The organism is Sphingomonas larreae (assembly GCF_051400595.1).
In the GTDB taxonomy this organism is placed as follows: domain Bacteria; phylum Pseudomonadota; class Alphaproteobacteria; order Sphingomonadales; family Sphingomonadaceae; genus Sphingomonas.
Window position 1 is genome coordinate 474,627 of the sequence record NZ_JBLFFI010000002.1, and the last position, 16,878, is coordinate 491,504.

Annotated in this window: 19 protein-coding genes; 6 read left to right on the forward strand and 13 right to left on the reverse strand. The window is 68.8% G+C overall.

Annotation, left to right across the window (positions count from 1 at the left end):
• Positions 1–472: 472 nt before the first annotated feature.
• The 4 genes from ACMGDM_RS10430 to ACMGDM_RS10445 form a co-directional block, all read right to left on the reverse strand.
• Positions 473–679, reverse strand: a complete 207-nt coding sequence (locus ACMGDM_RS10430) for a DUF2842 domain-containing protein (protein ID WP_436804059.1) — start codon at positions 677–679, stop codon at positions 473–475.
• Positions 676–1,227 (reverse strand): 5-formyltetrahydrofolate cyclo-ligase, encoded by a 552-nt coding sequence (locus ACMGDM_RS10435; protein WP_436804060.1) that lies wholly within the window; start codon positions 1,225–1,227, stop codon positions 676–678. The genes ACMGDM_RS10430 and ACMGDM_RS10435 overlap by 4 nt, the downstream gene beginning before the upstream one ends.
• Positions 1,228–1,406: 179 nt before the next feature.
• Positions 1,407–1,712 (reverse strand): cell division protein ZapA, encoded by a 306-nt coding sequence (locus tag ACMGDM_RS10440; protein ID WP_436804061.1) that lies wholly within the window; start codon positions 1,710–1,712, stop codon positions 1,407–1,409.
• Complete coding sequence (locus ACMGDM_RS10445) at positions 1,712–1,888, reverse strand: hypothetical protein (RefSeq protein ID WP_223010091.1); 177 nt, start codon at positions 1,886–1,888, stop codon at positions 1,712–1,714. The genes ACMGDM_RS10440 and ACMGDM_RS10445 overlap by 1 nt, the downstream gene beginning before the upstream one ends.
• Positions 1,889–2,025: 137 nt before the next feature.
• Between ACMGDM_RS10445 and gap the strand changes: the two genes are divergently transcribed.
• From gap to ACMGDM_RS10460, 3 genes are read left to right on the forward strand one after another with little or no spacing between them, the layout of a single operon-like run.
• A complete protein-coding gene (gene gap / locus ACMGDM_RS10450; RefSeq protein WP_183920871.1) occupies positions 2,026–3,027 on the forward strand; it encodes a type I glyceraldehyde-3-phosphate dehydrogenase in 1,002 nt (333 codons plus the stop codon).
• Positions 3,028–3,040: 13 nt separating this feature from the next.
• Positions 3,041–3,571 (forward strand): MOSC domain-containing protein, encoded by a 531-nt coding sequence (locus tag ACMGDM_RS10455; protein ID WP_436804062.1) that lies wholly within the window; start codon positions 3,041–3,043, stop codon positions 3,569–3,571.
• Positions 3,496–4,686: a phosphoglycerate kinase gene (locus tag ACMGDM_RS10460; RefSeq protein WP_436804063.1), complete on the forward strand. Its 1,191-nt coding sequence runs from the start codon at positions 3,496–3,498 to the stop codon at positions 4,684–4,686. The genes ACMGDM_RS10455 and ACMGDM_RS10460 overlap by 76 nt, the downstream gene beginning before the upstream one ends.
• Positions 4,687–4,820: 134 nt before the next feature.
• On the opposite strand, the gene ACMGDM_RS10465 is transcribed toward ACMGDM_RS10460, so the two are convergent.
• From ACMGDM_RS10465 to ACMGDM_RS10480, 4 genes are all read right to left on the reverse strand, one after another.
• A complete protein-coding gene (locus ACMGDM_RS10465) occupies positions 4,821–5,270 on the reverse strand; it encodes a MaoC family dehydratase (RefSeq protein WP_436804064.1) in 450 nt (149 codons plus the stop codon).
• 68 nt (positions 5,271–5,338) lie between these two features.
• Positions 5,339–6,658 (reverse strand): alkaline phosphatase family protein, encoded by a 1,320-nt coding sequence (locus ACMGDM_RS10470; protein WP_436804065.1) that lies wholly within the window; start codon positions 6,656–6,658, stop codon positions 5,339–5,341.
• Positions 6,659–6,876: 218 nt separating this feature from the next.
• Entirely contained in the window at positions 6,877–8,346 is a 1,470-nt protein-coding gene (locus ACMGDM_RS10475; protein ID WP_436804066.1) for a hypothetical protein, read from the reverse strand.
• 52 nt (positions 8,347–8,398) lie between these two features.
• Positions 8,399–8,710 carry a hypothetical protein gene (locus tag ACMGDM_RS10480; RefSeq protein ID WP_436804067.1) on the reverse strand — a complete coding sequence of 104 codons (312 nt, stop codon included), beginning with the start codon at positions 8,708–8,710 and terminating at the stop codon, positions 8,399–8,401.
• A gap of 72 nt (positions 8,711–8,782) precedes the next feature.
• Between ACMGDM_RS10480 and ACMGDM_RS10485 the strand changes: the two genes are divergently transcribed.
• The gene (locus ACMGDM_RS10485; RefSeq protein WP_436804068.1) at positions 8,783–9,037 is read left to right on the forward strand and encodes a hypothetical protein; all 255 of its coding nucleotides are present in this window, start codon (positions 8,783–8,785) and stop codon (positions 9,035–9,037) included.
• Here ACMGDM_RS10485 and ACMGDM_RS10490 read toward each other — a convergent pair.
• Both ACMGDM_RS10490 and ychF read right to left on the reverse strand, forming a co-directional pair.
• The gene (locus ACMGDM_RS10490; RefSeq protein WP_436804069.1) at positions 9,004–9,372 is read right to left on the reverse strand and encodes a hypothetical protein; all 369 of its coding nucleotides are present in this window, start codon (positions 9,370–9,372) and stop codon (positions 9,004–9,006) included. The two genes, ACMGDM_RS10485 and ACMGDM_RS10490, sit on opposite strands and share 34 nt — an antisense overlap.
• Positions 9,369–10,469 (reverse strand): redox-regulated ATPase YchF, encoded by a 1,101-nt coding sequence (gene ychF, locus ACMGDM_RS10495; protein WP_436804070.1) that lies wholly within the window; start codon positions 10,467–10,469, stop codon positions 9,369–9,371. Before ychF ends, ACMGDM_RS10490 begins: the two co-directional genes overlap by 4 nt.
• 103 nt (positions 10,470–10,572) lie before the next feature.
• Here ychF and ACMGDM_RS10500 point away from each other — a divergent pair, with 103 nt between their 5' ends.
• Both ACMGDM_RS10500 and ACMGDM_RS10505 read left to right on the forward strand, forming a co-directional pair.
• Positions 10,573–11,157, forward strand: coding sequence for a TetR/AcrR family transcriptional regulator (locus ACMGDM_RS10500; RefSeq protein WP_436804071.1), 585 nt, complete (start codon positions 10,573–10,575; stop codon positions 11,155–11,157).
• 400 nt (positions 11,158–11,557) lie between these two features.
• Positions 11,558–12,307, forward strand: coding sequence for a hypothetical protein (locus ACMGDM_RS10505; protein ID WP_436804072.1), 750 nt, complete (start codon positions 11,558–11,560; stop codon positions 12,305–12,307).
• Between the two features lie 243 nt (positions 12,308–12,550).
• On the opposite strand, the gene ACMGDM_RS10510 is transcribed toward ACMGDM_RS10505, so the two are convergent.
• From ACMGDM_RS10510 to ACMGDM_RS10520, 3 genes are read right to left on the reverse strand one after another with little or no spacing between them, the layout of a single operon-like run.
• Complete coding sequence (locus ACMGDM_RS10510) at positions 12,551–14,071, reverse strand: efflux transporter outer membrane subunit (RefSeq protein ID WP_436804073.1); 1,521 nt, start codon at positions 14,069–14,071, stop codon at positions 12,551–12,553.
• Positions 14,071–15,642 (reverse strand): MDR family MFS transporter, encoded by a 1,572-nt coding sequence (locus tag ACMGDM_RS10515; RefSeq protein ID WP_436804074.1) that lies wholly within the window; start codon positions 15,640–15,642, stop codon positions 14,071–14,073. The genes ACMGDM_RS10510 and ACMGDM_RS10515 overlap by 1 nt, the downstream gene beginning before the upstream one ends.
• Before the next feature lies 1 nt (position 15,643).
• Positions 15,644–16,822, reverse strand: coding sequence for an HlyD family secretion protein (locus ACMGDM_RS10520; RefSeq protein ID WP_436804075.1), 1,179 nt, complete (start codon positions 16,820–16,822; stop codon positions 15,644–15,646).
• Positions 16,823–16,878 lie beyond the last annotated feature (56 nt).

Genomic DNA, 16,878 nt, shown 5'->3' on the forward strand with positions numbered 1-16,878 from the left:
CGGGTGTAGCTCAGTTGGTTAGAGCGCCGGCCTGTCACGCCGGAGGTCGCGGGTTCGAGCCCCGTCACTCGCGCCACGGTTGGTGGTGTTGATCCTGCGCGGCAGCGTCTTTCTGACAAGTCTTCCGAGTTGCGCCGAGCCGTGCGCTCGCTACCTGATGCCGTCATTCACGCGCGGGCGAGATCAAGAGGCGCGGACATTTCAGCTCCAAGGCCGAACGGCGGCGCACCTGGGTTCTCGCCGTTGCGAGCTCCCTGAGAAACCACTTCGGTTCTCTCGGGCCTTACCCGGAATCCGTCGTGCCCCGTACGCCCAGGCCGTTATTTTGTGATGCCATGGACCCGGGCTCAGGGCCGGATGACGAAGTTCGAGCAGTTTCGCCGTGACCTCGCCTTCGGGCGGATAATGAATCGGAGTGAGGCGCTTTCGTGAAGAGGCGCGAGAAGGAAAACGTCCGAAACTCGCCGTCACCTCAGCGCCAGCGACCGGTCTCCATCCAGCGTAGCAGCGGCTTGAGCGGCGTGATCCAGATGATGCCGGTCACGAGGTAGAAGCCGAGCTGGAGCAGCGCAGGCCAGCGCCCGATCACGCCGGAGAGCGACGCGATCGCCACGCACCACAAAGCGATCAGCAGCAGGATCGCGAGCATCCCCACCGGCTTGCGCCACGACGGCGTCACCGCGACGGTCCCGCGATCCAGCCGCGCTCGGTCACGATCGCGTCGAGCGGGGCGTCCCAAGGGTCTGGAGTGATCGAGTCGAGCTGTTGCACGCTCCACGCGATACCGATGCGCCGCGCCGCGGGATAGGCCGCGAAGGCGCGGTCGTAATGGCCCGCGCCCTGGCCGATGCGGTTGAGCGCGGCGTCGAACGCCACCAGCGGGGTGAGCACCAGGTTGGGCACGACCTCGGCGTGCGCACCATCGGGCTGGCGCAGACCGAACGGTCCGGTCGCCAGTGCGTGGCCGGCGTTCCAATCGACGAAACGGATCGGGGTGGCGCGATCGACCACATGCGGCAGCGCGAGCCGGCAACCGGCGGCGCGGGCGGCGTCCTCCAGCGCGGCCGGATCGGCCTCGCTGCCGATCGGCGCGTAGCTCGCGACGACGAGGCCGGGCGCGAGCAGCGCGACGAACTCCTGCGGGCAGGGAAGGGCTGGCGCACCCGCCGCGACGAACGAGTCGCGTGCGCTGCGCGCCGCCGCACGGAGTGCGCGCTTATCGATCATGGGGAAAGCGGGTGGCGGGACCGCCGTGGCCGTTGGCCGATGTATCCACTGACGCCCAGTACGTCAGGTGGGGATCATGTACGTCGGACCAGGATCCGGGCAGGGACAACCCCCATGGAAGATGAATAGCCTCAGGGATATTTATAAGCTCGTACCGGGCAGAACCCGCCGACCCCTATCTAGGACGTCGGCGGCGCCTGCTCAAGGGCCGCGGCGAGCTTCTCGAGCCGTTCCGACAGGCGATCGAGCGCGATCCCCTCCGGCGTCTCGGGCGGGGGCGCCTCGCGCGCCTCGATCAGCGCGTCCGCGACCATCAGCGCGGCGAGCAGCATCGTGCGATTGACCCCGCCCGCGCCCGCGGCGCGGCGCGCGTCCTCCCAGCGCTCGTCGATCAGCGCGGCAGCCTGCATCAGTCGCGCCTCGCCGCCGTCACCGCAGCCCAGGTCGTAGCTCGTCTCGCCGATCTTGAGCGTCACGCGGGCCATCAGTCCTGCCCCCCGCGTGCGATGATCTCGTCGAGTGCGGCGACCGCCTCGCCCATCTTCTCGCGAAGCGCTTCGTGGCGGCGCGCGAGCGTGGCGGCGGCGGCGAGGCGCTGTTCCAAGACGCGTTCGACGCGGGTGATGGCGGCATCGAGCCGGTCGATCGCTGGGTTGTCCATAACGAGACGCGATAGGATCGCGCGCGCGCGCCGACAAGATGGCGCGGAGACGAGTGGATGCACCGCAGCGGTTGACGGCCGCGCGCCGTCCGGCGCAAAGACCCGCGCGACACCGAACTTACGGCGGAGACAGGCGCATGACCAAGGTAGCGATCAACGGCTTCGGACGGATCGGGCGGCTGGTGGCGCGCGCGCTGATCGAGCGTGGCAGCGACCTAGAGCTGGTGGCGATCAACGATCTTGCCGACACCAAGTCGAACGCGTGGCTGTTCAGCCGCGACAGCGTCCACGGCAAATATGCCGGCACGGTCGAGGCCGACGGGCAGGACATGGTGATCGACGGCAAGCGTATCCGCGTCACCGCCGAGCGCGATCCCGCCAACCTGCCGCACAAGGAGCTGGGCGTCGACATCGTGCTGGAGTGCACGGGCTTCTTCACCGATCGCGCCAGCGCGCAGAAGCATATCGACGCCGGCGCCAAGAAGGTGCTGATCTCGGCGCCCGCCAAGAACGTCGACCTCACCGTGGTTTACGGCGTGAACCACGACAAGCTCGAGGCCGGACACACGATCGTGTCGAACGCATCGTGCACCACCAACTGCCTCGCGCCGGTCGCGAAGGTGCTCAATGACGCGATCGGGATCGAGCGCGGCTTGATGACCACGATCCACGCTTATACCAACGACCAGAAGATTCTCGACCAGATCCACAGCGACCTGCGCCGCGCCCGCGCGGCGGCGATGAACATCATCCCGACGACGACCGGCGCGGCGCGCGCGGTGGGCGAGGTACTGCCCGAGCTTAAGGGCAAGCTGGACGGCTCCGCGATCCGCGTGCCCGTGCCCGACGGCAGCCTCGTTGACCTCACCTTCACGCCGAAGCGCGACACCAGCAAGGAAGAGGTCAACCAGCTGCTCAAGGCCGCGGCCGAGGGCGCGATGAAGGGCGTGCTGCATTATTCGGACGAGCCGCTCGTCTCGATCGACATCGTCCACACGCCATATTCGTCCACGGTGGACAGCCTCGAGACCGCGGTGATCGACGGCAAGTTGGTGCGCGTGGTCAGCTGGTACGACAATGAGTGGGGCTTCTCCAATCGCATGGTCGACACCGCGACCGCGATGGCAAAGCTCGGCTGAGGCGAGCACGGGCGTGGCGGGTGTGCTGCTCGGCATCGCGCGCCACGCCCGCTCGCGCGCACCGGTCGAGACGGTTGCGCGCGTCGAGGTTTCGCTCGCGCGCGGCGTCCAGGGCGACTTTCGCGGCGCGATGCGCGGCAAACCCTACAAGCGCCAGGTCACGCTGATCGAGCGCGGCGACTGGGAGGCGGCGTTGCGGCTGGTCGGTCATACGATCGACTGGTCCGAGCGGCGGGCGAATCTGCTGGTCGACGACCTCGACCTGCCGCAGCGCGCGGGCGCGGTGCTCCGCATCGGTGCCGACGTTTTGCTCGAGGTCACGCGCGAGTGCGATCCATGCCAGCGGATGGAAGCGCTCGCGCCCGGCCTCAAGGAAGCGATGAGGCCCGACTGGCGCGGCGGCGCCTGCGCGATGGTGATACAGGGCGGCACGATCGCCGTCGGTGACAGGATCAGGATCGAGGACCCATGGCCAAGTCTTTTCGAACGCTCGACGACATCGGCGACGTCGCCGGCAAGCGGGTCCTCGTCCGCGAGGATCTGAACGTCCCCTTCAAAGACGGCCACGTCACCGACGACACGCGGCTGCGCGCCACCGTCGCGACCGTTGCCGAACTGGCCGACAAGGGCGCGATCGTGCTCGTCCTGGCGCATTTCGGCCGCCCCAAGGGGCAGCCCGCCCCCGAGTTCTCCCTGGCGCAGATTACCAAGCCGTATGAGAGCGTGCTCGGCCGCCCGGTGCGCTTCGTCGACTGGGCAGGCGCCGCCGAATCGATTGCCACGCTCCAGCCCGGCGACATCGCGGTGCTGGAGAACACGCGCTTCTTCGCCGGTGAGGAGAAGAACGATCGCGCGACGATCGACCGCATCGCTGCGCTCGGCGATCTCTTCGTCAACGACGCCTTCTCCGCCGCGCATCGTGCTCACGCCTCGACCGCCGGACTGGCGCAGGTGCTCCCGGCTTTCGCCGGGCGAGCGATGGAGGCCGAACTGGACGCGCTTCAGAAGGCGCTCGGCACGCCCGAGCATCCCGTCGCTGCGGTGGTCGGCGGCGCCAAGGTCTCGACCAAGCTCGACGTGCTCAAGCATCTCGTCGGCAAGGTCGATCATCTCATCATCGGTGGCGGCATGGCCAACACCTTCCTCGCCGCGCGCGGCGTGAACGTGGGCAAGAGCCTGTGCGAGCACGATCTCACCGGCACGGCCGAGGAGATCCTCGACGCCGCCGACCGCGCCGGCTGCACCGTCCACCTGCCCTATGACGTCGTGGTGGCGACCGAGTTCCGCGCCAACCCGCCGGTGCGCACCGTCAACGTCCACGAGGTCGCCGCCGACGAAATGATCCTCGACGTCGGGCCCGCTGCGGTTGAGGCGCTGGGCGATGTGCTCAAGACCTGCCGCACCCTCGTATGGAATGGCCCGCTCGGTGCGTTCGAGACGCCGCCGTTCGATGCCGCGACGGTGGCGCTGGCGCGCACCGCGGCGGCGCTGACCAAGGAGGGCAGCTTGGTCTCGGTGGCGGGCGGCGGCGATACGGTCGCGGCGCTCAACCAGGCCGGGGTGGCGAAGCAGTTCAGCTTCGTTTCGACCGCAGGCGGCGCGTTCCTCGAGTGGATGGAAGGCCGCGAGCTGCCGGGCGTGGCTGCGCTCCAGCGCTGATCAAGGTGAGCTGAGGGCAGCGCTGCGCTCAGCCGTGCTCCTGCGCACGCAGGAGCACGGTGCAGCGAGCGCCCCCACTCATTATTCTAGGCTCCTGCGTGCGCGGGAGCACGGCAATCGCTGGACCTGCTCGCTCACCCAACCGGCCGCGTCGCGATCAGCGCGTTGGACACCATCGTCAGCACGGCGACATCGTGCTGGTTGAAGGCGGTGAGCCGGCTTCTGAAGATCCCCATCTCGGGTCGCGATCGTGAGACGCGCTTGTCGAGTACCTCGGTCTCGCACCGCAGCGTATCGCCGGGGTAGACGGGGGTGAGCCAGCGCAATGCGTCGATGCCGGGTGAGCCGAGCCCGGCCTGTTCGACCGAACGAAGATGCTCGACCAGCATCGCCATCACCATCGCGCAGCTGTGCCAGCCACTCGCCGCGAGCCGGCCGAAGTGGGTGGCCGCGGCCGCTTCGTCCGAGAGGTGGAAGGGCTGCGGATCATACTTGCGCGCGAACTCGATCACCTCGTCGCGGCTGACATGATACGCGCCGAAGCGCGCGAGCGCGCCGACCGCGATGTCCTCGAAATATTGCATGGCGCGCTCCTCTCTCCGTCAGCACGCCGCCACGATCGCGGTCGGTGGTCAAGCCTCTCGCGCGGGGGTCAGCGGCGCAGGACGCCACGAAACGGCGCATCATCGCCGTCAAGCGCGACGCCGCCCGGCAGGCCGAGCAGATCGCGCAGTAAGGGTGCCACGTCGGTGTTGTCGAAGGTCCGCAGCCGCTTGCCGGCGGCAAAGGCCGGTCCGTTGGCAATGAACAGCGCCCGCATGTCCGGCGAATCATTGTCATAGCCATGCGCGCCGCCGTCGGTCGCCTCATCGGTCGCGCTCTTGGCGAGGATCCAGCCGCCCGCGGCGCCGTCCTCGGCCAGGCAGAGGAAGGCGGGCACGCGCGAATTGTGCCCATAGCGGAAGCGCGGCGGCAGCGCCTCCTTGCGCCAGCATGTCATATGCGGGTGCGGGCGCAGCAGCGCGCGCGCCACCGCTGCGTCGCGCCCGGGCAAAGGGGCGAAGGTCGCATAGGGGCCGCTCTCGATCACTCGTGCGTCGCTGGCGGAGACGATCGAGTCGATTACGATGCGCCGTTCGGGTGCGATCGGCGCCATGCCATGATCGGCGACGATGACGAGATTGGCCGGCTGGCCCAGCGCGGCGAGGTCGTCGACCAGGCGTCCGATGCTCGCATCCGCCGCGGCCACCGCCGCGAGCGTGCGCTGATCGGCCGGGCCATATTCGTGGCCGGCGGTGTCGACCTCATCGAAGTAAAGCGTAACGAAGCGCGGGCGGGTCGCGGCGGGCCGCCGCATCCAGTCGATCACCGCGTCGACCCGCTGCCGGTCACTCACTGCCTGATTGAACTGCTGCCAGTCGCGCGGGCGCGTGCCGCCGCTGGTCTCGCGCGGTCTGGCGGGATCGCGCGTACCGCCCCAGGCGACGTTCGAGCCGGGCCAGAACATCGTCGCAGTCGGGATGCCGGCGCGCTCGGCGGTGACCCACAGGGGTTCGGCCGCTTTCCACCAGAACGGATCGTCGCTCGCCATGGTGAAGGTCTCGCCAGGTCGCGCCGGATCTTCCAACGAGTTGGCGGTGATGCCGTGATGATCGGGAACGAGCCCGGTGACGAGCGTCCAATGATTGGGGAAGGTCTTGGAGGGGAAGGAGGGTCGCATGGCCGCGCTCACCCCACGTGCTGCCAGCGCGGAGAGCCGCGGGGTCACGCCGCGCTCGAGGTAATCGGGGCGGAAGCCGTCGATCGAGACGAGGATGGTGACGGGCGGGCGCGCCTCCGAGGCGGCGAGGCGCGCGGGTGCGGCCGTTGCGGGGACGGCCGCGGTAACCGGCGGAAGCGCGCGAGGCGTATAGGGATAAGCGCACCCGCCGAGAGCGAGTAGCGCGGCGGGCAGAACCGAGCGAAACGTCATGCCGCGCGCCTTACGCCGTGGACATGACGGCGAGAAGTCTGCGAGGCGAGTGGCGCGTCGCCGTAGCCCTTGCAAGCGCTCATGCTGCTGCCATCGCTAACCGGTTTCCGGACTACCGGATTGGCCGAAAAGCCCCCTCCTCGAAAGGAGAGGGCTTCCAAGCTGCATGCCGCTGCTCAACCAATCATCGATCCGCCAGCGTGGACGCGGTCAGCCTCTCACAGTCCTACCGCCAGCTTGGCGAACAGCGTCCAGCTCACCGGCGAGTCTCCGTAAGCGGCATCGAGCGCGTCGGCCTTGGCATAGGCCGCCACCGTTCCGCCCAGAGCGACGCCGAGCGGCCCGGCGATCGGCAGGCGATAGGCATAGCCCGCCTCCGCCTTGGTCACGCGGAAGCGACGATCGTGCAGCGGGTCGTCGTGGTAGGTAAAGAGTTCGTCGTTGGTGACATTCTCCACCCGTGCGAATACCGCATGCCGCGGCGTCAGCTCGTAGGTAGCCTCGGCGAGGAAGGCGTCGAGCACGTCGCCCGGCTGACGGTCCTTGCGCGACCAGGCGACCGTGGTGGCGAGGCCGGCACGCGCATATTGCATGCTCGCGGTGGTGCGGTTCTCGTCCTCGCCGGGGTGGAGCACCTCCGGCGTCCGCAGCCGGCCATGGCTTAGCTGCACCGCGACGAAGGGGGAGGGCGTCCAGGTGCCGCGCACGCTCCACGAGTCGAGCCGGATCGGGTCGAAGCCCCAGCGCCGCTCGTCGGGCTCGCGTCCCTTGAACCAGGAACCCTCGAGCTGCACCGTGGGTGCGGCGACGCCCGCGGTGAGCACCCCATAGGTAATATGAGTCGAGTCGAACCAATGGTGCGTGATCGGCGACATCGGCTGGTAACGCGCCGAGGCGCGATGCATGAACGCACTCGGTCCTAGCGCCGGCTCGCCGACCGGCGCGGCATAGACGAACAGGCTGGTGTCACCGCCGAGGCGATAATCGGCGCGCATGGCCAGTTCCATGAACAGGTCGTGCGGATGCTGGCGATCGACCAGCGCGACGCCGTTCGCGGTCTCGCCAGTGGCGAACAGATTGGGGTAACCGCGCGCGCCCATCGCCGGCTCCAGGCTACCCATTGCACGTAGCTGGAGGTGGAGCCGGTCGGACAGGTCGTTGTCCGCCATCACCATCGCCATCGACTGAACATAGCCGCCGTCGCCGCCGCGTAAACCGCCCTGGTCGGTCGCCAGGGCCCAGGCATAACCATGGACCATCAGCATCCAGTCGCCGGCGTGGAGCATGGCGCCACGCATCGGTCCTTCCCCGGCGGGGTTGCGCGCGGTGCCGCTTCCGGGCGTGTACCAGCCCGCTGCGGTCCCCATCGTCATGCCGGGCATAGCGGCTCCCTCCGGTGCGTGCGCCAGCGCGGCGTCGGCGGCATCGCGCCAGCGCTGCGGCGCGGTGACGGCGGCCATCGCGTCCGTCATGCCGGCCTGATCGGCGGGCGCGCCGGCGCAGGCTGCTGGTGGCGTACCGGAATGCATCGCGCCGTGATCCATGCCGTGGTGTTGCTCCGTCATGGGGCCGGGTGCGCATGGCGCGGCAGGCGGGGGAGCGGAGTCGTGGTCGTGGTGCTGCGCCGACGCGAGCGCGGGGCACAGCGCGGCCGCCGCGACTGCGGCGAGCAGGGTATTGCGCAACATGTTTTCTCTCCGGGAGACGAGGATGACAGGCCGAGGCGGGCGCCTCGGCGGGTCACACCGCGCGCGGAGGAGGAGAGAGTGGCTTCAGTGCCGCGCCCGCGGTGCTACTCGCGCGCATCGGCGGGCGCTGCCGCTCGAGCGGACGCAGGCGCGCCGCCACGACGAAGGGCGCGAGGTTCGCGGGCGGGATGCAGCCGAGGCAATCGTGCATCACCGCGGTCGGTGTGGCGGGTCGGTGGTCGTGATGGTGCATCGGCGCCGCAACGGTCGCCACCCTTGCCGCCACCGGCTCGTGACACGCCGGGGCGGCGCTCGCCGGAAGGGCGAGCAACAGCGCGAGGATCGAGATCAGCAGCCGGAGCACGCGCGCGCCTTACCCGCTCGTCGGCACTCACGCCAGCCCGCGGGAACGTGCATGGGCCTCGCGCTTTGTCGCATGATGCGCCTTCTTCCGTATCTCGCTCTTCCCTTCCTCGCTGCCTGCGGGGGCGGCGACGGCGGCGGTAATCAGGCAGCGCCCGTGCCGAAGGCGACCGGCCCTGCTCCTAAGACGCCCGTGATGGAGATCACTCCGGCTCCCGGCAATCAGGCCGAGTGGATGGAGCCGCGCGACGCGCCCGGCGCACCGACAAGCGCGCCCTACGCCAATCTGCTCGATCAGCCGGTGGTAAAGGGTCCGCCGGCACGATAGCGCCACGTCACGGCCCAGACCAGTACCGCGAACATGGCCTGCAACGGCACCGCCGATGCGAAAGCCTCGAAGCCGAGCGCGCGCCAAGCATAGAAGTTTACCGCAACGTCCGCCGCCATCAACAGGCTCGCCGCGAGCAACCCCAGCCGCCAGTGCCACGCCAGCAGCGCGATCACGACGACGTCCAGCGGCAGCAGCGCGTTCCAGAACAGGTTCAGCGGCGACGGCCCGAAGCGATAGGGCCACCAGCCATGGTGGAGAAAGTCGGCGGCGTGGAACGCCGCGCCGAGCCCGAGACCGAGCGCGACCAGCGCAACCGATCGCGGCGATGTCACACGTTGAAGCGGAACAGCATCACGTCGCCGTCATGGACGACATATTCCTTGCCCTCCTGCCGCAGCTTGCCCGCGTCGCGCGCGCCCGCTTCACCGTTGCAGGCGACGTAATCGTCGAACGCGATCGTCTCGGCCCGGATGAAACCGCGCTCGAAATCGGAGTGGATCGCGCCCGCGGCCTGCGGCGCCTTCGATCCCGCCTCGATGGTCCAGGCGCGCGCTTCCTTGGGCCCGACGGTGAAGAAGGTGAGCAAGTGGAGCAATTCGTAGCCGGCGCGGATCACGCGCGCGAGCCCGGTCTCCTCCAGGCCCAGTTCGGAGAGAAACTCGCCGCGCTCGTTCGCGGGCATGGTCGCGATCTCGGCCTCGATCGCGGCCGACACCACCACCGCCTGTGCGCCTTCCGCCGCGGCCTTGGCGAACACCCGCGCGGAATAGTCGTTGCCCGCGGAGGCATGCTCCTCATTGACGTTGCACACGTACAGCACCGGCTTGGCGGTGAGCAGCTGCGCCTGATCGAGCACGCGCGCCTCCTCGGCGTCGTTCGTCTCGGTCAGCCGCGCGGGCTTGCCGTCGCGCAGCAGATCGAGCGCGCGGCCGAGCACGACCGCGGCAAGCTTGGCCTCCTTGTCGCCCTGCTGGCCCTTCTTCGCAAGATTGGGGACGCGCTTCTCAAGGCTTTCCAGGTCCGAGAGCATCAGCTCGGTCTCGACCGTCTCGGCATCGGCGATCGGATCGACGCGATTGTCGACGTGCTGAATGTCGTCGTTCTCGAAGCAGCGCAGCACGTGAACGATCGCATCGACTTCGCGGATGTTGCCGAGGAACTGGTTGCCCAGTCCCTCGCCCTTGCTCGCGCCGCGCACCAGCCCGGCGATGTCGACGAAGCCGAGCTGCGTCTCGATCACCTTGGCCGATCCCGCGATCTGCGCCAGCGCCGCGAGCCGCGGGTCGGGCACGCCGACGTTCCCCACATTGGGCTCGATCGTGCAGAACGGATAATTGGCCGCCTGCGCCGCCGCCGTCTCGGTGAGCGCGTTGAAGAGGGTGGACTTGCCGACGTTGGGCAGGCCCACGATGCCGCAGCGGAAACCCATGGGGAGAACCTGTGTGATGGGGAAAGCGCGCCAGATAGGCGAGGCACGCGTCCGTGGCTAGGCCATGCTTTCCCCGCCCGCGCTCACCCACTAACAGGGTGCGATGAGCGACGAGACCAGCCAAGCGGGAGCACGCCCGCTGCGCCGCGACGCGCAGGCGCGCCGCGACGCGCTGATCGAGGCGGCGCGGCTGTGCTTCGCGCGCTCGGGCTATTTCGTGCCGCTGGAGGACATCGCCGATGCCGCCGGGGTGGGGCGTGGCACCTTCTACCGCAACTTCAAGGATCGCATGGCGCTCGCCCTGGCGGTGTTCGAGCAGGAAGTGGAGCGGATGCAGGCGCGGCTCGATCCTGCGCTGCCGCTTCAGGCCGCGCTGGCGCATGTGGTCTTGGAGGGTGCCGACGCCGCGACGCTTTTCGCACGACTTGCGCTCGACATGCCGCGCGCCGGCGCTGACCGCACCGTGTTCGACGGGCTGCGACGCCGGCTGGAACGTCTGTTTGAGCCGATCGCCGCCCGCGCGCACCGCGACGGTGCGCTCGCGCCCGAACTCGGCGCACGCGACCTGGTGCTGGCGATGCGGATGCTGAGCGGCCTGCTGCTCAAGCACAACAATGCGGCGGAACGGCGTGAGCAGGTGGATGACGCGTTGCGCCTGCTGATGGCGGGGCTGCGTCCGCGCGGCTGAGCGGGTGACGAAGCGGTCGACAAGGCGCGCGGGACCAATTTACTCATTCTAGCGGCAGCGCAGTCATTCCGGGGAATCGCGCAGGCCGTGGCCGGGGCGGGGCGCGAAGAAGCTTCTATAAAGCAGGAAGCCACGGAGTTCCTCGCGAGACGCTGTCCAGATCTGTTGTCCGTCGACCGAGCCTCCGCGCTGACCAGCGCTTTGTCGTGGTCGAGGACTAAAGAATCGGGGAGCAGCCATGAGCATTGTAACAGCAGTAAGCGCGGCCCGCCCCGCGCAACACATCCCGGAATATAGCGACACGGCGGCTTTCGCCTTTGCACGCGGCGATGGGGGACGCGCGTCTTACGCTACGATGCTTGCATCCTCGTCGCGACCGTCACGGCTGGCGGCAAGCGGGGTGGCACCCACCGAGACACCGCTCACCGCGCACGACGACAGAGCAGAGAAGCGCCGCTTGGAAGTGATGCAGGACGTTGCGGTTCGGCTTGCCCGGCTTGCCGAATCGAAACGGAGCGACCTGGCCGTGCGCGCGCTGGAGGCGCTGCGACAGAAGTTAAGGCTGCTCAAGATGCAGGCGCTGGCAGCGATCATGCGCGGTGATCGCAGCGTGGCGCTCACCCTCGCCGACGAAGTTGCCGAGCTTGCCCGTGCGATCGTCGCATCCGAACGGGAGGCACAGGCGGCAGGTCAGCAAACCTTCGGCGCAGACGACACCCTCGTCCCGATCCTCGGACCTCAGACCAAGTCAGCTGACTCCACTCCGCCAATCGCGGGAGAGACCGTCGCCGAGATGACAGCACGGCGCCGGCCGGATGGCGCGAGTGGCGATGATGACGGCAACGCGGCCGACCTGGTCCGCGCGGCGCTCGGGCTCCGCGACGCGCCAGCTATCAGCGACACGCATGATCTGGTCGCCTCACTGACGAAGCGCTCGTCGCCGCTGCTGCCGCTCTTCGACACGAGCGATGGCCCGGACGCGGTAGCCAGCGAGGCAGCATCGCTGATCCGCTCGCTGCGCCGCGCCGCGAACCGTCCGGCGAGACCGCACGGCACGATCGACCCGGCCGCGCGCGCTGACGCGAGTGTTATCGCGGCATCGCTCGGCAATGTCGGCGTCGCTGCCATGGCGATGGTCAGCGTCGCTTGATGATGCGACGACTACTATTCCAGCACGGCTGCGCTTGAGTCGAAGCCGTTAAAGCTCTGTCGGCCGACATCGCGCCATGAGCGGCGGTGTAGGCCGACGATGCGTAAGTCAGCCGATAGGAAGTCTGCCTGGTTTTCTATGCTGGTCGAGTGGCCGAGGAGGAACGTACCTCCAACCGGCTGCTCGATTGCGTTGTCGGCCGAAACGTCGGCCGGTTGATTTGTCTTCGGTGAATGCCGTCGCTCACCGGACATCATCGCGCGCGTCGACGGGGCGGCGTTTCGAGCGATTCGACACTCCGCCGCTGGCCGCCTCGCTCCAGCCGAGTCCAAGGCTTTTCTGCACCGCGATGTAGCTGTCGGTGAGTTGTGCGCGCGCCTGCGCCACCGCGATCGCAGCGGAGAGCCGTTGCCGCTCGACGTCGAGCTGGTCGATCACGCTGCTCGTCCCCGCGCTCACGCGCTGGCCGTTGAGCGCGGCCGCGCGCGCCGCGGTCTGATCGGCGCGTAACAGCTGCGCATATTGCAGCCGCGTATTGCCGAAGCGCGAGAGACTGGTCTCCGCGTCTTGCAGCGCTTCGAGCACGCGTTGCCGATATTGCGCGGCGGCGAGGTCGCGCTGTGCTTCGGACTGGTCGATCGCGGCGCGCGTGCGACCGAAGTCGAGGAAGGACCAGCTCAGCATCGGTGCGGCCAAGGCGGTGAGCTTGTTCGGATCGACGACGTCGCCGATGTTGGTGCCGCCAAGCCCGAAGATGCCGAGGAAGCTGAGGGAGGGGAACAGCTTGGCGGTGTTCACGCCGATTTGCGCGGTGCTGGCGGCCAGCGCGCGCTCGGCCGAGCGAACGTCCGGCCGGTGCGCGATCAGCGCCGCGGGGTCGCCGATCGGGACCTCGGCGGGGGGTAAGGGCACCGGCATGGCCGCGGCGAGCGTCTGGTCGAGCGCGCCGGGGGTTCGGCCGGTCAGCACGGCGAGCTGATCGAGATATTGCGCGACCTGCGCGGCCAACGGGATGCGCTGCGCGTCCGTGCTCTCGAGCTGGTTCTGGAGGCGATTGACCTGAAGCGCGGAAGCCGCCCCGGCGGCATAGCGCTGGCGGGTGAGCTCCAGCTGGCGCTGCTGCAAACGGCTCGACTCGGCGTTGAGCCGCACGCGCTCCTGCACGTCGCGTAAGCCGACATAGGCCTGCGCCACCTGCGCCGAAAGGCTCACCTGCGCGTCGGCGAGGTCGGCGAAGCGTTCCTCGACCGTGGCGCGCGCGCCCTCCAGGCCGCGACGCCGCGCGCTGAACAGATCGGGCTCCCATGAGGCGGTGCCGCCGAGATTGTAGAAGTCGACCGCGCTGCTATCCGACGTGCCCGACGAACTCTCGCCGCTATCGCCACCGGCGCCGAGCGCGGTGCCGGGCAGCCGCGCATGGAGATAGGTGGCGCTGGGGCTGACGCTGGGCAGCTGGTTGGCGCGCTGCGTCCGCAGCCGCGCGCCGGCCTCGCGGATCCGGGCTTGCGCCGCGTCGATCGTAGGACTGTGCGCGAGCGCGTCATCGACCAGCGTCGTCAGCGTGGTATCGTTCAGCGCCTGCCACCAGCGCGCCACGCCGGGCGCCGCACGCAGCGCCGGATCGCTCGCGCGCACGAAGGTGCCGCGCTGGACCGCGTCCGCGGCGGTGGCGGGCGGCCCGTGATAATCGGGGCCGACGGTGCAGGCGGCGAGCAGCGCGAGCGGCAGCAACGCGAAGGCGGGGAGCGGGAGTGAGTGTCGCATCAATGTGTCGCCGCCGGAGGAGCGCCCTTGGGTAGGGGGCGAAGGAACAGAACCAGCGGCAGCACCGCCAGCGTCCCCATGCCCATGATCCAGAAGATGTCATTGTAGGTCATCACCAGCGCCTGTCCCTGGATCTGCTGCCCCAGCGCGCGCAACGCGCTCGCGCGGCCCCCGAGGGCTTGGGCGGTGCCGTTGACATAGTCCTGCACCATCACCGAATTGGCGTTGAGCGTTTCCTCGATGCGGCGGCTGTGGAACCAGCTGCGCTGGTCCTGGATCACCGAGATGCCGGCTAGCGCGAAGCTGCCGCCGAGGTTGCGCGCCGAGTTGAACAGGCCGGAGGCGTCACCTGCTTCAGCGGGCGGCACCGATCGCACCGCGGCCTGGCTGAGGAAGAGCATCGCCAGAATCTGCCCCACTCCGCGCAGCAGCTGCGAGTCGACGAAGTCGCCGCCGACCGCGTCGATCGTCAAGGTGGAGTCGAGCAGGGCGGACGTTCCCATGATCAACAGCCCGGCGCCGACCGCGAGGCGCACGTCGACGTGGCGCAGCAGGATCGGCACGATCGCCATCATGAAGAAGCTGGGGATACCCGACAGCAGCACCACCTTGCCCGATTGCAGCGCGTTATAGTTCGCGATTGCGGCGAGGAATTGCGGGATCGCGTAGGAGGTGCCGTAGAGCACCACGCCCACTACCATGCCCATCAGTGCGACCGAACCGAACTGCCGATCGAGCAGCAGCCGCAGCTTGATGATCGGTCGTCGCGCGAGGAACTGTCCCGCCAGCAGCAGCGCGAAGCCGACCATCGAGGTGACGAACATGTAACGGATCAGCTCGGAAGAGAACCATTGCTCGCGTTGTCCTTCCTCGAGGAAGACCGTCAGCCCTCCGAGCCCGAGCGCGAGCCCGAGGATGCCGAGCCAGTCGGCGTCGCCGATCAGATGCAGCTGCGCCTTCTCGTGCTTGAGCCCGACCAGCAGCAGCACCACCAGGATGGCGCAGATCGGCAGGTTGATGAAGAAGGCGTAATGCCAGCTGATATTCTCGGTCAGCCAGCCGCCGACGAGCGGCCCGAGCACCGGGCCGAGGATCGCGGTCATGCCGAACCCGGAGATGCCGATCGGCTGCTGTTCGCGCGGCAAGCGCTGCGCGATGATCGTCTGCGCGGTCGGGATCATCGCCCCGCCGGTGAAACCCTGCCCGATCCGCCCGACGATCATCTGCGGCAGCGTATCCGCGGTGCCGCAGATGATGGAGAACAGCGTGAACAGGGTGGCGGCGATCAGCAGGAAGGTGCGCAATCCCAGCAGGCGGGTCAGCCACGCCGACATCGGGATGATCACGATCTCGGCGACCAGATAGGCCGTCGCCACCCAGGCGCCCTCCGTCCCGCTGGCGCCGATCTCGCCCTGGATCGTCGGCAGCGCCGAGTTGACGATCGAGATGTCGAGCGTCGCCATGAACGCCCCGAGCGTACCCGCCGCCACCGCGAGCCATGCCGCAAGGTCGGCGCGCTGCGGCGTGCCTGCTGCCGGAGCGGCGCCCCGCGGCACGGCCGCGCTCGCCACCTCAGCGCTCCCGCTGGTTGAGCTGCTTCTGCCGGTCGCGCAGCCGGTCGATCTCGTCCTTGGCCGAGATTGTGTCCACCGTCGCGGTCACCGACAGGCCGGGCACGAGCAGGCGGCGCACCTCGGGGGTGGCCTCGAGTTCGATCCGCACCGGCACGCGCTGAGTGATCTTGGTGAAATTGCCCGTCGCGTTCTGCGGCGGCAGCAGCGAGAATTGCGCGCCGGTGCCGGGCGAGAAGCTGGCCACCCGACCCTTCAGTGTCACCCCGTCGAGCGCGTCAACGCGGATCTCCGCGGGTTGGCCCGGTCGCATCAGCGCGAGCTGGGTCTCCTTGAAATTGGCGGTGACATACAGCTTGTCGAGCGGCACCAGCGACATCAGCCGCGTCCCGGTCTGCGCATATTGGCCGATCGTCACCGTCTTGTCGCCGACGCGACCATTGATCGCCGCGCGGATCAGCGTCGCGCCGACATTGACGTTGGCCGAGGCCAGTTGCGCCCGCGCGGCTTGCGCCTGCGCCTGACCCTGCCGGATCTGCGTGGCATAGGAGGCGACCCGACGCCGCTGCATCTCCACCGCTGCCGCTTGCGCACGTGCCTGGTCCGCCGACTGGCGCGCGGCGAGCTCAAGCTGGGCGAGTTGCTCGCGGCTCTCCGCGCCTGACGCGGCGAGCGGGCGGTAGCGCGCAACTTCCGCGGCATCGTGCGAGGCCCTTGCCTGCGCGGCGGTCAGTTGCGCCTGCGCCTGATCGATCGCGGCATATTGCTCGCGCACCTGCGCGCGCGCGCTGTCCGCCTGCGCGTCGGCCACCGCGATCTGCGCCGTGGCCTGCTCGGCCTGTGCGCGTGAATCGCGGGGATCGATGCGGACCAGCGGCTGGCCGACGCGTACGTCCTGATTGTCCTGCACGAACACTTCGGCGACATAGCCCGCGACGCGCGGCGCCACCGTCACCATGTCCGCGCGTACCTGTGCGTCGTTGGTGTCCTGCAGATATTTCCCGTGGCTCTCGTAGCGCAGGTACCAGATCGCCACCCCGGCAAGCGCGCCGAGCGCCAGTGCCATCAGGATCGTCTTGGCCCTGCCGCTCAGCTTTCGCTTGGCGGGAGCCTGCTGTTCGTCCTTCGTATCGGCTTCCTCTCCAGGCGTGTCGTTCGCGTGCGCAGCCTGTTCAGCCATGTCGTCTCGTCCAGCAGCAGCAGGCCGCCCACGGAGACGTTCCGCGGGCGGTCGGC